Origin of the sequence: Nonomuraea sp. NPDC049269, assembly GCF_043197155.1 — a bacterium.
Classification (GTDB): Bacteria; Actinomycetota; Actinomycetes; order Streptosporangiales; family Streptosporangiaceae; genus Nonomuraea.
Genome location: NZ_JBICSO010000009.1, coordinates 34,696 through 50,368, shown reverse-complemented (window position 1 = coordinate 50,368; position 15,673 = coordinate 34,696). Strand labels below are relative to the sequence as shown.

The window sequence follows — 15,673 nt, the reverse complement described above, 5'->3', positions numbered from 1 at the left end:
CCCTGCGCTTCATCGGTGCCGGCGCGAACGTTGGCCTGAACACCACCCTGCCCATCGGGCGCTGGATCGACTGGTGGTCACCGTGGACCGCAGCAGGGCGGCGGCCAGGGGCTGACCGACGCGGTGGACCGCGCGGCGATCTTCGCCAAGAAGCCCGCTTTGCGTCCTTGGTTCGCAGGCGGGGCCTTTGGCCGTGGCATTGACCCACTGCCGGCGAATCGAGGTCTATCCAGACGGTCTGCTGATGCGTTCCCACTCGCGCATCGCGTCCGGCTCCCACCTCGCATGTTGCCGATGGAAGAGCTTCGCGGCGCGAGCGCCGCTCCACCCCGAAGGCAGCAGTTCCGCAGGCAGTGCGGGATCGATCAGCGCAAGCCGGCGCCAGGCGTGCACGAGTTGTGTGTGCCTGACCAACGGATCATTGGAAGGCGGCCGCCTGAACTCGGCGAGGAACACCTCATACTGCCGCGCGACATCGTCAAGGTCCCACGCTTGGCGGACGAGGGTCGACACTTCACCGCCGGCGAGGTATTCGGACAGGAAGACCTGCGCATCCTCGCGAACCCCGGCTTCGTCCAGTATAAACTCCGCCTCGCCGACCCGGTCGGTGTGCGTGCTGACCCACACCCCCGGCGCGGGGTTCCCGAACCCAGCCCACCGCAGTCGCGTGCGCAGCAGGTGGCGTCCGGCCCGGTTCGTTTCCGCGGCTCGTGCCAGCACCACCAGCCACCGGCCGTCCCACTCCGGCTGAGTCGCGGTGAAGCCGAAGATCCGTTCAGTGCCAAGGTTGAGGAATTGGGCGAACGCCGGGCTGAGGTGCCACCACGTGTATCGCCCTTCACGTTCGGGAAGGAGCCAGCCGTCCGCGGAGGCGCGCGCCAGGGCTTGCCTGCAGGCTTCCTCCTTTACGCCGAAGCGGCCCAGCGCATCGACGAAGGCCGAGGTAGGCGCCGGTCGCCCCGCCGGACGCACATAGTCACCGAGAACCGTGATCAACAGTCCCCGAACACCGCCCGTGCCCGCGGCGTAGCGGCGGGACAGGACGAACCGTTCCTCGGAGGCGTTGTTGAACGGGCCGGCCGACGCCGCTTCGTCTCGAGGCTCAGACATGCCGGCGACCGGCTGTGCAGCTGCGGGCGAGGTCAGAGCGCATGTGCGGATTGTATTGCGGTAGCCGGCCACTCGATCACCAAGTGCCCCATCATCACGGCCAGATGGGAAGACGCGTGTGATGCCGTTCGAACTGTTCGCCGTGGATGGCGCGCCACGCCGACGGCCGACACCGGCGTCCAGATGAAGACGGCAGACCGCAGCCGGGCGTGGCCGAGACAGAGGTGCCGCGCCATCCCAACTTGAAGATCGGGTCAGTACGACCGTGGAACTTTCACGACCGCGGCCCTGCGACAAGGCTGCCACCAGCCGAATCTCCCGGAAATTTGACAAAGGCGTTGACCACCGTCGCAGAAATGTCTTACGGTCCCTTGCGGATGGCAGTCGTCGGTGGAGGCAGCGATGGCTTCGATGAAGGGCGGGCTCGCCGTTACCCCGGCGCCGCTACCCGTCGGGCAACAGCGCCCGGTCGACCATGTCGCCGAATGGCCGCGCTCGCGCTGGGCCACGGCTCGGCGCATCCGTACGCCGGATATCCGAAAGGGGACTTCGTCGCCGCCCCGACGTATCTGAATGCTCCAGGACCGTCGCTGTGGACGTCGACCTGTGATCGTAAGCCCACCACGGAAGTACGCAGTTGAGGGAGAAGCGATGCGCCTATCTTGGTTACGTCTCTTCGTCGCAGCCGTCGTTTCGGTAGCAGCGGCCGCCGCTGTCAGCGGGGTTCTGACGACCGCGCATGCCGCGACCGGTTGCCGGGTCACCTACTCGGTGGCCTCCCAGTGGACGGGAGGTTTCACCGCCAATGTAAGCCTGACGAATCTGGGCGATCCAGGCACCGGCTGGATGCTGACCTGGTCGTTTGGCGCCGGCCAGCAGGTGACTCAGGCATGGGGCGCCACGGTCTCCCAGAACGGTCCGCAGGTGACCGCTCGCAATGCCGCGTGGAACGGCAACCTCGCGACCGGCGGCAATACGAGCTTGGGGTTCAGCGGTTCGTGGAACAACAGCAGTAACCCGGTACCGTCCACCTTCGCGCTCAACGGCGTCACGTGCACGGGCGGTACGGGCGAGCCGACGCCGACGGTCACCCCGACCGGACCTCAGCAAGCGAACTCCATGGGCTTCATCGGCTGCTCGATGGCGGAGAACGTCGCCCAGGGGTATGTGGCGGTCGGAGGCGGACGCATGTGGGGTCCGTACGGGACGGGCGGCTTGGTCGTGCAGTCGTGGACCGACCCCAATTCCAGCGCGTGGCAGAAGTTCGACCAGCAGGTGAGCAGGTTCGGCAGGCCGACGACGGTGTGGGTGCAGATCTGCGTGTTCAACGCCAACGCGACCTATGACGAAGTGAAGCGGCTCATCGCCAACGCGCGCTTGCACGCGGCCTCCGGCGCCAAGATTTTCATCACGGGTCAGCCGCTCTACGATCCCGGCCAGACGTGTTTCCTGGCGGGCCCCAACGGTCCGCAACTGACCGACGGTCTTGCCAGGCAGGCGGCTGCCGACACGACGCAGAACGTGACCTACCCTGGGGCGTTCCGTCTCAGGAGCAACGAGGTCGCCGACGGCTGCCATGCCAATACGGCGGGCCAGCAGTCGCTCGGCAGGCAGGCCCTGGCGTTCTGGGGCTAGCCGGCGGTCCTGGCCGACCGACCAGGTCGCAGGTGCAGGCGAAGGGCGACGTCTTCTCCACACGTCCACGACGTGTGGAGAAGACCGCATTCGGCGTTGCATACCCCAGTTGAACCGGCCGCGACGCCTTCGGGGCCGCAGAGTAGCGGTACTACCGCGAATGACGAGTTCCGTGGCGCGGTCGGCGTCGGAGCGGAAGTCGGCGACAGAGGAGTTGTGCACGATCACCCCTTTGGACATCACGAGGACGCGGGAGGCCAGGGTCAGAGCGAGGCGCAGGTTCTGCTCGACCAGGAGCATGGCCGTCCCTCCGGACACCAGGGAGAGCAGCAGGTCCTGGATGCGATCGACGATGACCGAGGCGAGCCCGTCGGACGGCTCGTCGAGAAGCAGCAGCCGGGGATTTCCGAGGAGGGCTCTGCCGATGGCGAGCATCTGCTGCTCGCCGCCGGACAGTTGCGCGGCCAGGTGATCCCGGCGCTCGGCGAGTCGTGGCATCGTCTCGTAGACGCGTTCCCGCGTCCATTGGCCCCGGCTGCGGTGTCGATCGGCAATCAGGAGGTGTTCCTCGACGGTGAGGGACGGGGACGCGGATCTTCCTGGCCGAGTATTGCCTCGGCGGGTCGGCTCGAGTGGATCCCAGGCAGCGGAGCGGTTTCGACGCCGATACGCCAGATGGCGTACACCCGGACGCGCCGAATGGCGGCGCTTGTCCCAAAAGCAGACCTGACGTCGTATGCAGGCCCGGCGCCGCCCACATCAAGGCGCCCGGCTTGAGCTGTCCGACAGCGGCACGACAACGCGGGAATCCTGCCGCTGTTGTGGTCACAGACGGGGCAGAGGGGCGAAGGTGTGGTGCTGCCAGAGCCGACGGGAGGTCTCCTCCGGGTAGGTGGTGACCGCCGGTTCGGTGTTCAGAACCTGCGTGAGTCGGCGCTTGGGGTCGTAGGCGGCCCAGCCGGGGTCGCCGGTCGCGGCGAAGGCGGTCCATGTCGTCCGGATGTGCCGGGATAGAGCTTGGCCCTCGGGAGAGAGCGGATCGCCCATCAGGCCGGCGCCGAGGCCCGCGTCGAAGACGCCGAAGGTGAGGGGGACGTCCAGGCCGTGGCAGGCGCCCAGGTTCCCGCCCATGCCGGGCGCGGGCCAGGTCAGCTCGTACAGGTGTGCGCGACCCCCACCGCCGGTCTGCGCCTGGGCGAGGTGGAGCGAGGGCATGCGGAACAACCAATCAGACTGGACCAGCTCGAACAGCTCCCCGGCGCCCGCGCCGGGGAAGGCCTCGCGGTAGGCGCGCCCGCCGTCCGGCGCGAACACGCTCAGTGCCGCGGCCGCCTGCTCGTCGGTGACCTGGCCCAGCAGCCCGCCGAAGGCGACGAACAGCCGGTACTCATCCCGGTTGTGCCCCACGATCAGCTCGACCGCCCGGCCGGCGCCATCCGCCAGGGCCTGCCACGGGGTGGTGGGCAGCACCTCACCGTCGACCACCGGTGAGAACAGCGTAGGAGTATGCGCGACCACACCCCATCGGTCCTCGAACTGGCGCATCTTGGCGGTCGCCGCGTCACCGGCGGCGGCCAGCCGCCCGGGGGCGACAGCGGAGAAGTCGTCAACGGTCGCGGACAGGCCAAGCTCGTCGGCGATGACAGCGGCGATGTCACCGGCCAGCTCCACGGAGAAGAACGTGCCGGGAACGCTCTGGGCGATGGCGCGCCGGAACAGTCCCGCCGCCCGTGGCATGGCCATCAGCGCGGCGATCGACCCGGCGCCGGCGGACTCGCCGAAGACGGTGACCCGGTCGGGGTCCCCGCCGAACGCCGTGATGTTCTCGCGCACCCATTCCAGCGCGGCCACCTGGTCGAGCAGGCCACGGTTGGCGGGCGCCCCGTCGATCTGGGCGAACCCCTCCATCCCGACCCGATAATTGAGGGTCACCACGACCACACCCGCGTCCGCCAGCCGGGTCCCGTCGTAGCCGGGATCGCTCGACACGCCGAACACGTAGGCGCCACCATAGATCCACACCATGACCGGCAGCCCGGCGCCGGGACCGGGTTCGGGAGTCCAGACGTTGAGCGTCAGCCAGTCGTCGCCCACGACGTCGTTCACTGAAGGGGGCGCCCCGGTCATCGACGCTTGCGGGGGCGGCGGGCCATACGCGAACGCCTCACGCACGCCGTCCCACCCGCGCACCGGCTGTGGAGCCGCGAAGCGCGCCGGTCCGACAGGCGGCTGCGCGAAAGGGATGCCGCGGAAGACCGCCGGCCCCGCTTCGCGACGACCGCGGACCGTCCCGCTCATGATGTGGATCTCGGGTTCGGCAGACATGGTCATCGAAGGCTCCTTCTCCGGGAGGCAGCCTCAGGTGCCCCGGCAGAAGAGCTCTGATGCACTGACCACCTGCCGGCGACAATACAACAGAATGACGGTTGTAAACCGTATTGTAGAACGCCGTGCCAGGGAGGCGTCGACGTTGGTCGGCCGACCAGGGCGGAGCAGATAGCCGCGTCGGTTCGGACAACCCAGGACTTGCTCGTTCGCAGCGGCCCCGTCTCGGATTCCCGCGGTCCTTGACTTTGCCTGTACGGGCGTTTCCGGCGCCCGGGGAGGTGCAGGCTTGCCCATGTCGTGTCACCGAAACGGCAGGGCCGATCGGCGAAGACCGGGCGCGCTGACCAGCGGGAGCCGCGCTAGCGCCGGATTCCATTCCAAAGCTCTCTGACCCCCGACTCGCCGCCCCCGAGAACGGACCTCGTAGCCGTATCGGCCGACGAGGTCGGGAAGAACGTCAGCCGGTCACCGCTGCCGCGGCTGTACTTTTATGGCTATGGACCACCTGGAAGTGCGAGAACTCCTCTACTTCATCGCCCTGGCGGAGAAGATGCACTTCAGCCGCGCCGCCGAGCAACTGGGCATCGCGCAACCGGCGTTGTCGCGGGCGATCAGCAGGCTGGAGCGCCGGATGGGGGTCCAGTTGTTCGAGCGCACCAGCCGACGGGTCAGCCTGACCGAGGCCGGCGAAGTGTTCCTGCGCGAGAGCCGCAAGGTCCTCGCCGCGGCGGACGGCGCGGTACGTCGTGCCCAGCGGGCCGCGCGCCCGCAGCGGTTGGTGATCGCCGCCCCGCCTGGCACCGGCGCGGCCCTGCTGTCCCTGGTGCTGGACGCGTACCGGAGCGGCCCCGATCCGGTGCCGGTGGAGGTGCTGTTCACCGTCGATCTGGCCGCTGCCCTGCGGGACGGCACCGCCGACCTGGCGCTGATGTGCGGCAGCGACGATCTCGACGGCCTGGACACCGTCGATCTCCTCGATGAGTCCCCGGTCGCGCTCCTCCCGGCCGGGCACCCGCTCGCCGCGCGCGGCAGCCTCACCGCCCGCGACGTGCGGGCCGATACCGAGTTCCGCGAGCAACCCCCGCGGGTCGGACTGGACGAGATCATCGACCGGGTCGCGATCGGAGACCTCGTGGTCGTACTGGGGGCGAGCGCGACCAGCCGGCTCGGGCCGTCCGTCGTGGCCGTCCCGGTGACCGGCGCGCCACGCAGCCGACTCGTTCTGGCCTGGCCACGCGCCACCCCGCTGGCCGTCCGCGACCGGCTGACCGGCGCCGCGGCCGCGGTGGCGCGGAGCCGACCGGACGTCGACCCGGTGTCGGCAGGCCGGGACCACGATCGGCTGTCGGTCAGATCTGGTTGATGCCGCCGTCCACGAGCAGTTCGATGCCGGTGATGTAGCTGCTCTGGTCGGAAGCCAGGAACAGGGCCGCGGCGGCCTGTTCGGCCGGCTCGGCGACGCGCCCGAGCGGCACTTGTCCGGCCAGCATCGCGCGGAACTCGTCCAGGCTGGCCCCTTCCGGGGTGGCGGCCGCGAAGGCCGGTGTCTCCGTACCACCCGGTGCGAGGGCGTTGACCCGGATGCCCCGGTCTTTCAGCTCGTTCGCCCAGGTGCGGGTCAACGACCGGACCCCGGCCTTGGACGCCGCGTAGACGCCGACGCCCGCCGACCCCCTCCCGGCCGTGGTGGATGAGGCGAGGATGACCGACGCGTTGTCGTTGAGCAGTGGCAGAGCCTTCTGCACGGTGAACAGCGCGCTGCGCACGTTGAGGCTCATGCTCCGCTCGTAGTCCTCCTCGGTCACGTCCGCCAGCGGGACGAAGGTCGTACCGCCGGCGTTGGCGAAGAGCACGTCGATGCGGCGTCCATCGGCGTCGATGGACGCGAAGAGCCGGTCGAGGTCGGCCAGGTCCGTGACATCGCCGGGCACCCCGGTGGCGCGCGCCGCGCCGATCTCCGACACCGCCGCGTCGAGCTCCTCCTTGCCACGTCCGGTGAGGTAGACGTACGCGCCTTCCTCGGCGAAACGCAGGGCGGAGGCGAACCCGATCCCCTTGCTGGCGCCCGTCACCACCGTGACCTTGCCGTCGAGCTGACCCATATTAGATCTCCCCTGATTCCTTTGTGGACGCGGGCCCGTGGCGGCCCGCCTCTCCAGCACACCCCATGCCACCTGCGCGAACAATGATCGCTTTGGCATGATCCGATGCCGGGCGGTTATCGATGGGAGCTCGGTCCGGTGATCGCGTTCGGTCGATCGGCATCCCCGCCGACACGCCCGAGGAGATCTACGGAGGTGCCTGGGTGACAGCCCCCTCCACGGCGGCGGAGCACGGTGTGCAGCATGTCACCGATGATCATCGGGGGATCGGTCGCCGCGTTCCCCTTGCTGCGGGGTGTAGCGGGCGCGCATGGCGGGGCCGGCGGCCGGGCCGGCGGTGAAGACGTACGCGCGGCTGTCGTCCAGGCGGCGGCCGGTCTTGGCGTCGATCATGACGGGCTCGACCTCCTCCCCGGTGGCCGTGTCGACCAGGATCATGCTGCGCTCCTCGGGCGCCAGGCGGGCATTGCCCCAGGCGGCCATCGCGACGATGACCGGGCGCAGCGAACGGCCCAGCTCCGTCAGCACGTACTCGTGGCGCACCGGGTTCGTCTGGTACGGGCGGCGCTCCAGGAGGCCGTCGGCGACCAGGGTCTTGAGCCGGCTGGTGAGCATGCTGGAGGAGATGCGCAGGTTTTCCTGGAACTGGTCGAAGCGGGTATAGCCGTCGAAGGCGTCATGCAGCAGCAACAGAGTCCACCACTCGCCGATGTGCTCGATCGTGGCGGACAGCGGGCACTCACGGTCTTCTTGCCTGATCCGGGCCGGCATGGGACAACCCTCCAACAGTCACTGCTATTGTCGAAGTAAGTAGGTTTCATTTTAGCAGTAACTAGGTCGCCTGTGCGACGCCCACCATCGACATGCGAGGGACATGCCATGCCCGACAACCAGGCAATCGCCTTTGACGTGCTGCCCGGCACCATCACCGCCTACCTCACCGCCCACCGCGACCGCGCCATCGCAGCCCAGCTCGGTCTGTTCGCCGCCGACGCCACGGTGGTCGACGAAGGCCACACCCACGTCGGGAGCAGCGCTATCGCCGCGTGGATGAACCGTTCCGCCGGCGCCTATACGTACACGATCACCCCGATCGCCGCCGAGCAGTCCGGCGAGGGCGACTACAGCGTCACCCAGCACCTGGCCGGCGACTTCCCCGGGGGCACCGTGGACCTGCGCTTCCGCTTCACCCTTCGCGACGGCCTCATCCAGCGCCTGGTCATCGAGCCATGAACAGGACCTGGTTCATCACCGGAGGCACGCCCGGCGGGTTCGGCATGGCCTTCGCCGACGCGGCCCTGGAGTCCGGCGACCGCGTCGCCCTGACCGCCCGCAGGCCCGGGGAACTGCGCGACTGGGCCGAACCGCACGGCGACAGGGTGCTGGTGCTTCGGCTCGACGTCACCGACACCAGGCAGGTCCACCAGGCCGTCGCCGCCGCCGAGGCGCACTTCGGCGGCATCGACATCCTGGTCAACAACGCCGGACGCGGCTGGTACGGCTCGGTGGAAGGCATGGATGACGCGGCCGTCAGGCAGCTGTTCGAACTGAACTTCTTCGCCGTGCTGACCGTCACCCGCGCCGTCCTGCCCGGCATGCGCGCCCGGCGCAGCGGCTGGATCATCAACCTCTCGTCCGTCGCCGGGCTGAGAGGGGTGCTCGGCTTCGGTTACTACACCGCGGCCAAGCACGCCATCGAGGGCATGACCGATGTCCTGCGCCAGGAGGTGGCTCCACTGGGCGTCAAGGTGCTGGCCGTGCAGCCGGGGGCCTTCCGCACCCGTGCGTACGCCGGGTTCGCCGACGAGCCGGTGCGGGAGAGCATCGAGGACTACCGGCCGATGCTGGACAACGTCCGCGCGGTCATGATCGAGCAGGACGGCAACCAGCCCGGAGACCCACTCCAGGGCGCGAGGGCCGTCGTGGCCGCGATCGACCGGGACGACCCGCCTCACCGTCTCGTGCTCGGGGGCGCCGGATACGACGCGGTGATCGGCGAGCTGGAGCCCATGCTCACCGAGATCCGCGCCCACGAGAACGTCTCCCGCTCCGTGGATTTCCCCCAGGCCGATGACCCGTCGCCCAGGACGTAGATCGAGTCCTTGGCGTGGGTCTACGAGCCCGAACCGCGGACATGCAGGTGGGGGTCGAGCCGGACCAACCACGGGCTCTGCGACCACGGCCCGGCACGCATGGAGTAACTGCGACGAACCGCGGGACTTCAACCTGCTGCCGAGGATCCTTCTGTCGGCTCGGGTTCCCAGCAGTTCCGGTGCCCGCGCGACGGCTGCGGCGTGACCTAGCTTTCACGGGCTGGTCGGAGCACGCTACCAGCGTCCAACGGCTCTGCCAACAGCCGCGTTTCCAGGATGGCGACTACCGGCGTAGCGAGATGCAGGCGAGTAGCCTTTATCACTCCGTCCGCGGGCACGCCCGACCGTAGCGCCCCGCCCATCCCGGGCAGTGACCCGTCCGCCAAACCCAGAGGTGGCCGGGTCACTGGACGTCATCGGCTACGACGCGGCGCGCAGATTAAGAGATAAGCCTTGGGTTCCCTGAGGCCACTGTGGCCTCAGGGAACCCAAGGCTTATCTCTTACCAGGGCGGCCTGGGCGAGCCGTACGAGGATGTCATTCTTGCCGCGCACCCGGGCGAACTCGGTGCTGATCTCGTTTTCGACCTTCTTCTTCTGTGCCCGCATGCTGATCGTGTGCACGAGCTGGATCAGCAGCCACCCAGGCCGCCGATCATCTCGGTCTTGCGTAACCAGCACTGCGCGGCCAGCAGCCTCGCCCGGACCGGCGGCTGGGCGGCGGCGAAGTCGGAGGGGTACATCTTCATCGCCCGGGCCCGCCAGCCTCCACGACCTTCTCCGACGCCCCCTCCGGCAGCCCGATCGCCTTGACCCGCTCCAGCTTGACGATCTCGCCCAGCGGCGTCTCCAACTGCCGCGGCCCGGGATTCTCCTTCGACTCCTGCAGGAAGCTGCGCATTCCGCCGCCCGATGCGCCCTCGGTATCGGGGTCCTCGATCGTGATCAGCTCCTCCAGCCGCGCTACCGCCCGACAGCGGTCGCGGGCGCAAGGGTCTGGTTGTTTATGGGAATGGGATGGTCTGGAAGTCCTGTCGCACCAGGGATTTACCGTTCGGCAAGGGGTACTCGCAGCGGCCCAGGGCTGCGAACCCTGCATCCGACATCGCTGAGGTCAGCGTCTCGGGGTCGATGTCCGATGACACCGAGGCGAGGGTGTCGAACGACGATGAGTAGTCCGTCGAGCTGACGAAGCCTGCCGCGTCGTTGCGCTGGATCACGCACGACAGCACGCCGATGGAGCGGGCGTTCGCGGCCGCGAAGGCGACGAACTCTTCGACGCCCACATACTCGATGATGAGGTTGGCGATGAGGAGGTCGACGCGCTCGATCCTCACGGAGCGGTCGATGCTCGTCTCGATCAGATGGAGGCGATCGCCGAGGGTGTCGCGATATCGGGTCTCGCAGGCGTCGAGGTAGTCGGGGTTGATGTCGTACCCGTACACGGCGTCCGTGGTCTCCGGGTGGATGAGGTCGAGTCCGTTGCCTCCCGCGATTCCCAGCACCCCGATTGCACGGAATGGGTACGCCGCGAGCTGTTCACCGGTGATATCGCGGAGCCGCTGAAGCTGCCCTACCCCTGGGTCGCCCATGTGTCGCTCGTACACGTCGAGGTGAATTCCACGCCAAGGATGCTCGGGCGTGCCCCGGCGGCGATCGGAGGTGGTCATCGCGCCGGACCAGACGGGTGCTGTCGTGGCTGCATCAGCCGGTTCGCTCCTCAACTGCTCCGCCGATGGAACGGAGGTACTGGCGGAACGTCGTGCCATCCTGCTCGCACGGCGAGGCAGCCGGAGAACCTGGCCTGGTCTCGGAGGCTGTCGCCGAGGTTCATGCGAGCAGCCTGGCGCCGTTCGGTGCCTCTGATCCTACTCGCCGGCTCGGCGATGTCCGCGGCACGGTCGAGCGGGAGGAACAGCACGCCGTCGTCGTCGGCGAGCACGAAGTCATCCCGGGTCACGAGGTGGTCCCCAACTCGCGCGGAGGCGAGCGCGTCCGGTTCCTGCGCGTCGAGTCGTTGCGGGCCCGCGGGGAGCGCTCCCTGGCTGAACACGGGCAGCCGGATGGTGCGCAGCTCGGAGGTGTCTCGGTGCAGACCCCAGATCACGATGCCGGAGAGCCCGGAGTGCCGGACCTCGAGGGTAATGAGGTCACTGACGCAGGCCTCGTCGTCTCGTCCGGCGTTGTCGACCACGAGCACGTCCCCCGGGCTCGGCGTGTTCGAGGGTTTTGAGCAAGACATCGACGCTGCCGTAGTGGCGCGCTGGTTGGACCCGGCCGACGATGTGCGTGCCACCCCATACGGGGTGGACGTTCGCCGGTGCCCGTCGGACGGAGATACCGAGGCGCATGATCGCATCGGCGACATGGGGCGTGGTGAGGCCGAGGTAGGTGCGTTGCAGCTCAAGCGGGTTCATAGGGCGGGTGCTAGGTAGTACTGGTCGACGTGGACCATGCGGGCCCGGGTGAGCGCCGCGTAGTCCGGGTTGATGACCGGGGTCATGCCGATGTTGCAAGCCTCGCTCATGAGCATGGCGACGACCGTGGTGGTGAGGTCCTTCACGCGGGCCCGGCCGTCGCCCAGGTGTACGAAGGCGTCCAGGAACCTGGTCCAGGCGTGCACCTCGAACAGCAGGTCCGGCAGGTCGGTCTTCGGGAGCATCTTCTCGACCCGGCAGGCGGGCGCGCGGGTCGGACCAGCGCTGCGAGGAGAGGCGTAGATGTCGCGGCGCTTGAGCCTGTGAAGAGCTGCCAGTACGCACACCACGTAAGCGTCGCGGTCCACCGCCCTCTCCGGGCAGGTCCGCGTTCGCGTAAGTCGGTCTCCTCGATGAGCTCCGGCTCCTCGATGAACACCTTCGCCGTCCTGGCCACGATCCGCGACGACTTCTTCAGCTGCGGCAGGGTCGAGATCCGCTGACGACGTGTCATGGCATGCGACCGCAGAAGGGTGAAGGCCCTCAGGAGCTTTGATTGGATGCGTAAGCGAGAGAGGCTGAGAATCGAGTCGCAAGATTAGCGGCTCGTCAGCGGAAGTTCGCCCAACCGCGGATGGCGCCCTTGAAGGCGCTCACCATGCGTCGCTTGATCTCGTCGTCGCTGAGCCCCAGGTCGCTGAGATCGAGGATCTCCCGCGCGTCGAACATCAGGTTGTGCAGGAAGAAGGCGGGCTCGAAGGTGTCGTCGGCGAGCCTCTCGCTGCGCAGCACGGCCCGGATGGGGCGTTCCCATGCGTCGCGGCTGGCGGTGATGACGGAGTCGTGAGCGCGCAGCCGGGCCAGTAATCCCGTACGGGGGCGGAGCTGGACCATCGTACGCCCGTATACGTGCACGAGCCGGATCCACTCGTCGATGACGCGCGAGTAGAGCTCCAGTCCCGTGGCGGGGCAGTCATGGCTGAAGTCGCGCAGTTGTACCAGCACGCTGTACAGGTAGTGATTGAGCAACTCGCCGAGAGTGGGGTAGTAGCGGTACGCGGTGGCCGTGGACAGCCCGGCGGCTTTGGCGATCTTCGGCATCGTCGCCTCTTCCGGGGATGTCCTGATGATCTCGCCGGCGGCTTCGAGCAGTCGTTGACGGTTGCGCACGGCATCCTTGCGCGCTCCGCCACCGGCCCAGTCGTTTGCGATCACAGGCCCAAGCGTAGGGGCTGACAGGGACGGCGCACATGACCTCGGTACCTAGAACCGAGAATCAAGTCTCAAATATTCTCCAGTAAAATATGCCAGAATAGTTGCTTGACGGGCATATTGGCTGGCCATCATGCTGAGAATTCGAGAATAGAGTCTTAGATTTACACTTCGGGGAGGGGTTAACTTTGGCCACCACCTGGCAGTTGCGGGCGTGGTTCGCGCACCGCCTCTCCGAGCTGTACGGAACCGAGGTCGCGGCGGACTCGACCTTGCTGGAGGTCTCGAACGAGGTAAACGTCGACGTGCTCGAACGCCGCGGAGGCGACGCCGCGCCGCTCGGCTCCATCGCCAGGGTCACCGCCGAGCGGCACGGAGTCATCAGAGTGGGCAGTCCGCGGGAGCTCACGCCGCGCGTCCTCGACATCGATGAGCTCTACCGGCGGATGGTCGCACGCGGCATCGAGATGATCGATCGGCTCCAAGGGCCGCCGAGGTGGCAGGGGCCCGACATCTCGCTGCGCCAGACCTTGTTCCGCGCTCTCGCGGAACCCCGGCGCTTCCGCGAGAGCGACGGGACGGTGAGCGAGGGGGAGCTGCGGTCCGCAGCGCGAGTGGGACACCCGCGCAGGATCGGTCGAGCTGGCCATCCCCAAGCTCCGCTCCGGCTCCTACTTCCCCGACTGGCTGCTGGAACGACGGCGGCGGGCCGAGCAGGCGCTGATCAGCGTGATCGCCACCAGCTATCTGCTCGGCGTCTCGACCCGGCGGGCGGACTGCAGGACGGAGGGGGCGGACTACGAGAGCACGGCCGATCGTCCTGCCTGCCTCCGAGGATGGGCCGATCAAGGGTGAGGACTACTCCAGTCTGCCGTGAACGAGAGGCTACTCGGGAGCGTCTTTAGGGGGCTCAGAAGATCGCCGTTTCCTCCTCGCGGCTTCAACCCACTCAGCGAACTTCGCCCACTGTCGCTCTGTACGGATGTCTGGCTCTGCTTCCACCCATGGCCCCCGGCTGATGATTCCCAACGCGCCGAGTTCCTCAGCTCGTTCGGCGAGTTCTTCGGCGGCTTGCTTTCTCGCGTGAGGGTCGAGTTCCGTCGCTGCTCGTTCCACGAGAGATTGAATTTCGTCGCGAGCCTGCTGTTCGGCCACTTTTAGGCGAATCTCAAGCCCACCGGGAAGCATGATCTGTTCCAGCCGGTCAATGAGCCGGGCAACGGCATCCTTGTGGCGTCGCATCACAAGCCACACCGCGACGGCAAAAGCCGCAGGCCAAGCGACAGCCCCTACCAAGCCTGCGACCGCTTCGATCAACTTCGCCCAGTCCGCCATGGCCTGAGCATCGCGGCGCTAACAGCCGTACGGAAGGCCAGTGCCCAGACCGTGACCAACCAGGTGCCGCCATTGCGGAGCGGATTCCGATGTCGGCTTGACCAAAGGCTGACCTATTGCGCTGTCCTAACTCGGCTCTTCTGGTCGGTATTTAGATAAGTGACGGGATGAGTTGGCCGCCGGATCGGGGCGTTTGATTGTGACCGTAAAGTCCAGCTACTTCGCCGCCTCTTCATGCTGTGCCTTTCACGCCAGATGGGGCGGCCGCCATGTGATCAGCGCGGGGCCTTTGTGCGTAAGGCTGGCGTTTTCCGGTTGAGGTACGTAACCGGATGCCCGAGCTTGGCCGGAGTGGGGCCGGGGACATGCGACCAGCGGATATCGCTTGACATGGGTGGTGGAGGTGGGCGTCGATACCGACCGCCCCGGGCCAGCCGGTGGCCCGCACGTCCCCGCTGCGGCCCCCATAACGGGCCTGTGCGGGCCGACGGGGCCGCCCTCCGGCCCCGGGGCACGGCAACCCCCCGCTCCGGGCCGCCGGACGGCGACCCCGCGGTGATGGGCCGGGTACGCGATGCCGCCGGCGCCGCCGGTGGCGTCCTGCACGGGCCGTACCGTACCGACGGCGCTCGGCGGGGGCGCGGGGGCGGGGGAGCGGGGGCGGGGGAGCGCCGCAGGGACGCGACGCCGAGCAAGCGGTGACGCGAGGTCAGTGAACAAGGGAAGGTACGACAGCGACGATGAACGGAACCACCTTCAAGACGTGTTCCTGCCGGGATGAGGCGATCGGCAAGAAATTGGGCAAGGCCTGCCCGAAGCTGCGCCGCCCGGGCGGTGGGGAGTGGTGGAGCAGCACCCACGGCCGCTGGGCCTACCAACTCGAGTTGCCCGCGCACGCGGACGGGCGGCGGCGCAACCCGCTGCGACGGCGCGGTTTTGCCACGCTGGAGGAGGTCGAGGCCGAACTGGAGCACGCCCGCGCCCTGCTGGCGCTGGATGAAGACCCGCACATCCAGCGGAAGATCACCGAGCTGATGCTGGCCATGCTCAAGGACACCAAGACCCTTCCCGCGGTGGAAGAGGTCCGGCGCAAGGTCCGCACCCGCCAAGACCTCAACCCCACCGTCACCGTCGCCGAATGGATGCAAGAGTTCCTGCGGCGCAAGCGGAAGATCGACGCCACCACCCGGCGCTCGTATGAGGCGCACATCCGCCTGTACTTCACCCCCTACCTGGGTGACATCCGGCTGGATCGGCTGCGGGTGTCCGATGTGGCGGGGATGTTCGACGCGATCGAGGAGTTTAACGACGTCATCACCTCTGCCCGCGCCGGCGGCGTGCGGTATCGGCGGCCGGTCGGCCCGGCCACCATGCACCGCATCCGCGCCATCCTCCGGCACGCGCTGAACATCGCGATCAAGCAGGACCGGCTGATCGACTTC

The 15,673-nt window shown here is 68.0% G+C and carries 16 protein-coding genes and 4 pseudogenes; 8 read left to right on the top strand and 12 right to left on the bottom strand.

The window, feature by feature from the left end; translation table 11 throughout:
• Positions 1 to 225: 225 nt before the first annotated feature.
• Positions 226 to 1,182 carry a PaaX family transcriptional regulator C-terminal domain-containing protein gene (locus ACGFNP_RS43420; RefSeq protein WP_393328777.1) on the bottom strand — a complete coding sequence of 319 codons (957 nt, stop codon included), beginning with the start codon at positions 1,180 to 1,182 and terminating at the stop codon, positions 226 to 228.
• 579 nt (positions 1,183 to 1,761) lie between these two features.
• On the opposite strand from ACGFNP_RS43420, the gene ACGFNP_RS43415 reads away from it, so the two are divergent.
• On the top strand, positions 1,762 to 2,745 hold the full coding sequence (locus tag ACGFNP_RS43415; protein WP_358321910.1) for a cellulose-binding domain-containing protein: 984 nt from the start codon (positions 1,762 to 1,764) through the stop codon (positions 2,743 to 2,745).
• A gap of 432 nt (positions 2,746 to 3,177) precedes the next feature.
• Here the strand turns inward: ACGFNP_RS43415 and ACGFNP_RS43410 are convergent.
• Both ACGFNP_RS43410 and ACGFNP_RS43405 read right to left on the bottom strand, forming a co-directional pair.
• Positions 3,178 to 3,300, bottom strand: a pseudogene (locus tag ACGFNP_RS43410) (ABC transporter ATP-binding protein); the annotation flags it as partial.
• A 270-nt stretch (positions 3,301 to 3,570) separates the two neighbouring features.
• Complete coding sequence (locus ACGFNP_RS43405; protein WP_393328775.1) at positions 3,571 to 5,076, bottom strand: carboxylesterase/lipase family protein; 1,506 nt, start codon at positions 5,074 to 5,076, stop codon at positions 3,571 to 3,573.
• Positions 5,077 to 5,569: 493 nt separating this feature from the next.
• Between ACGFNP_RS43405 and ACGFNP_RS43400 the strand changes: the two genes are divergently transcribed.
• Positions 5,570 to 6,436 carry a LysR family transcriptional regulator gene (locus ACGFNP_RS43400; protein WP_393328773.1) on the top strand — a complete coding sequence of 289 codons (867 nt, stop codon included), beginning with the start codon at positions 5,570 to 5,572 and terminating at the stop codon, positions 6,434 to 6,436.
• Here the strand turns inward: ACGFNP_RS43400 and ACGFNP_RS43395 are convergent.
• Complete coding sequence (locus ACGFNP_RS43395) at positions 6,423 to 7,175, bottom strand: SDR family NAD(P)-dependent oxidoreductase (protein ID WP_393328771.1); 753 nt, start codon at positions 7,173 to 7,175, stop codon at positions 6,423 to 6,425. The genes ACGFNP_RS43400 and ACGFNP_RS43395 overlap by 14 nt on opposite strands.
• 246 nt (positions 7,176 to 7,421) lie before the next feature.
• Positions 7,422 to 7,946: a helix-turn-helix domain-containing protein gene (locus ACGFNP_RS43390; protein WP_358321899.1), complete on the bottom strand. Its 525-nt coding sequence runs from the start codon at positions 7,944 to 7,946 to the stop codon at positions 7,422 to 7,424.
• 108 nt (positions 7,947 to 8,054) lie between these two features.
• Between ACGFNP_RS43390 and ACGFNP_RS43385 the strand changes: the two genes are divergently transcribed.
• Both ACGFNP_RS43385 and ACGFNP_RS43380 read left to right on the top strand, forming a co-directional pair.
• Positions 8,055 to 8,408: a nuclear transport factor 2 family protein gene (locus tag ACGFNP_RS43385; RefSeq protein ID WP_393328769.1), complete on the top strand. Its 354-nt coding sequence runs from the start codon at positions 8,055 to 8,057 to the stop codon at positions 8,406 to 8,408.
• Positions 8,405 to 9,268 (top strand): SDR family NAD(P)-dependent oxidoreductase, encoded by an 864-nt coding sequence (locus tag ACGFNP_RS43380; protein WP_358321893.1) that lies wholly within the window; start codon positions 8,405 to 8,407, stop codon positions 9,266 to 9,268. The genes ACGFNP_RS43385 and ACGFNP_RS43380 overlap by 4 nt, the downstream gene beginning before the upstream one ends.
• A 479-nt stretch (positions 9,269 to 9,747) precedes the next feature.
• Here the strand turns inward: ACGFNP_RS43380 and ACGFNP_RS43375 are convergent, their stop codons facing one another.
• The 6 genes from ACGFNP_RS43375 to ACGFNP_RS43350 form a co-directional block, all read right to left on the bottom strand.
• Complete coding sequence (locus tag ACGFNP_RS43375; protein WP_393328767.1) at positions 9,748 to 9,891, bottom strand: hypothetical protein; 144 nt, start codon at positions 9,889 to 9,891, stop codon at positions 9,748 to 9,750.
• A 121-nt stretch (positions 9,892 to 10,012) separates the two neighbouring features.
• Positions 10,013 to 10,168: a hypothetical protein gene (locus tag ACGFNP_RS43370; protein WP_393328765.1), complete on the bottom strand. Its 156-nt coding sequence runs from the start codon at positions 10,166 to 10,168 to the stop codon at positions 10,013 to 10,015.
• A gap of 103 nt (positions 10,169 to 10,271) precedes the next feature.
• Positions 10,272 to 10,937: a hypothetical protein gene (locus tag ACGFNP_RS43365; RefSeq protein ID WP_358321888.1), complete on the bottom strand. Its 666-nt coding sequence runs from the start codon at positions 10,935 to 10,937 to the stop codon at positions 10,272 to 10,274.
• A 50-nt stretch (positions 10,938 to 10,987) separates the two neighbouring features.
• On the bottom strand, positions 10,988 to 11,467 hold the full coding sequence (locus ACGFNP_RS43360; RefSeq protein ID WP_393328763.1) for an RraA family protein: 480 nt from the start codon (positions 11,465 to 11,467) through the stop codon (positions 10,988 to 10,990).
• Positions 11,468 to 11,680: 213 nt separating this feature from the next.
• Positions 11,681 to 12,052, bottom strand: coding sequence for a Tn3 family transposase (locus ACGFNP_RS43355; RefSeq protein ID WP_358321882.1), 372 nt, complete (start codon positions 12,050 to 12,052; stop codon positions 11,681 to 11,683).
• Between the two features lie 241 nt (positions 12,053 to 12,293).
• On the bottom strand, positions 12,294 to 12,899 hold the full coding sequence (locus tag ACGFNP_RS43350; RefSeq protein WP_393328761.1) for a TetR/AcrR family transcriptional regulator: 606 nt from the start codon (positions 12,897 to 12,899) through the stop codon (positions 12,294 to 12,296).
• A 185-nt stretch (positions 12,900 to 13,084) separates the two neighbouring features.
• On the opposite strand from ACGFNP_RS43350, the pseudogene ACGFNP_RS43345 reads away from it, so the two are divergent.
• Both ACGFNP_RS43345 and ACGFNP_RS43340 read left to right on the top strand, forming a co-directional pair.
• A pseudogene (locus ACGFNP_RS43345) lies at positions 13,085 to 13,486 on the top strand (2-oxoadipate dioxygenase/decarboxylase family protein); the annotation flags it as partial.
• Positions 13,487 to 13,505: 19 nt separating this feature from the next.
• Positions 13,506 to 13,673, top strand: a pseudogene (locus tag ACGFNP_RS43340) (transposase); the annotation flags it as partial.
• Between the two features lie 108 nt (positions 13,674 to 13,781).
• Here ACGFNP_RS43340 and ACGFNP_RS43335 read toward each other — a convergent pair.
• Positions 13,782 to 14,231, bottom strand: coding sequence for a hypothetical protein (locus tag ACGFNP_RS43335; protein WP_393328759.1), 450 nt, complete (start codon positions 14,229 to 14,231; stop codon positions 13,782 to 13,784).
• A gap of 477 nt (positions 14,232 to 14,708) precedes the next feature.
• On the opposite strand from ACGFNP_RS43335, the gene ACGFNP_RS43330 reads away from it, so the two are divergent.
• Entirely contained in the window at positions 14,709 to 14,933 is a 225-nt protein-coding gene (locus ACGFNP_RS43330) for a hypothetical protein (RefSeq protein WP_393328757.1), read from the top strand.
• Positions 14,934 to 14,971: 38 nt separating this feature from the next.
• Positions 14,972 to 15,445, top strand: a pseudogene (locus ACGFNP_RS43325) (site-specific integrase); the annotation flags it as partial.
• Positions 15,446 to 15,673 lie beyond the last annotated feature (228 nt).

Bases quoted from the DNA above. Each gene is read 5' to 3' on its own strand.
- ACGFNP_RS43415 (WP_358321910.1), top strand. From the start codon at position 1,762: ATGCGCCTATCTTGGTTACGTCTCTTCGTCGCAGCCGTCGTTTCGGTA.
- ACGFNP_RS43405 (WP_393328775.1), bottom strand. From the start codon at position 5,076: ATGACCATGTCTGCCGAACCCGAGATCCACATCATGAGCGGGACGGTC.
- ACGFNP_RS43400 (WP_393328773.1), top strand. From the start codon at position 5,570: ATGGACCACCTGGAAGTGCGAGAACTCCTCTACTTCATCGCCCTGGCG.
- ACGFNP_RS43395 (WP_393328771.1), bottom strand. From the start codon at position 7,175: ATGGGTCAGCTCGACGGCAAGGTCACGGTGGTGACGGGCGCCAGCAAG.
- ACGFNP_RS43390 (WP_358321899.1), bottom strand. From the start codon at position 7,946: ATGCCGGCCCGGATCAGGCAAGAAGACCGTGAGTGCCCGCTGTCCGCC.
- ACGFNP_RS43385 (WP_393328769.1), top strand. From the start codon at position 8,055: ATGCCCGACAACCAGGCAATCGCCTTTGACGTGCTGCCCGGCACCATC.
- ACGFNP_RS43380 (WP_358321893.1), top strand. From the start codon at position 8,405: ATGAACAGGACCTGGTTCATCACCGGAGGCACGCCCGGCGGGTTCGGC.
- ACGFNP_RS43370 (WP_393328765.1), bottom strand. From the start codon at position 10,168: ATGCGCAGCTTCCTGCAGGAGTCGAAGGAGAATCCCGGGCCGCGGCAG.
- ACGFNP_RS43365 (WP_358321888.1), bottom strand. From the start codon at position 10,937: ATGACCACCTCCGATCGCCGCCGGGGCACGCCCGAGCATCCTTGGCGT.
- ACGFNP_RS43335 (WP_393328759.1), bottom strand. From the start codon at position 14,231: ATGGCGGACTGGGCGAAGTTGATCGAAGCGGTCGCAGGCTTGGTAGGG.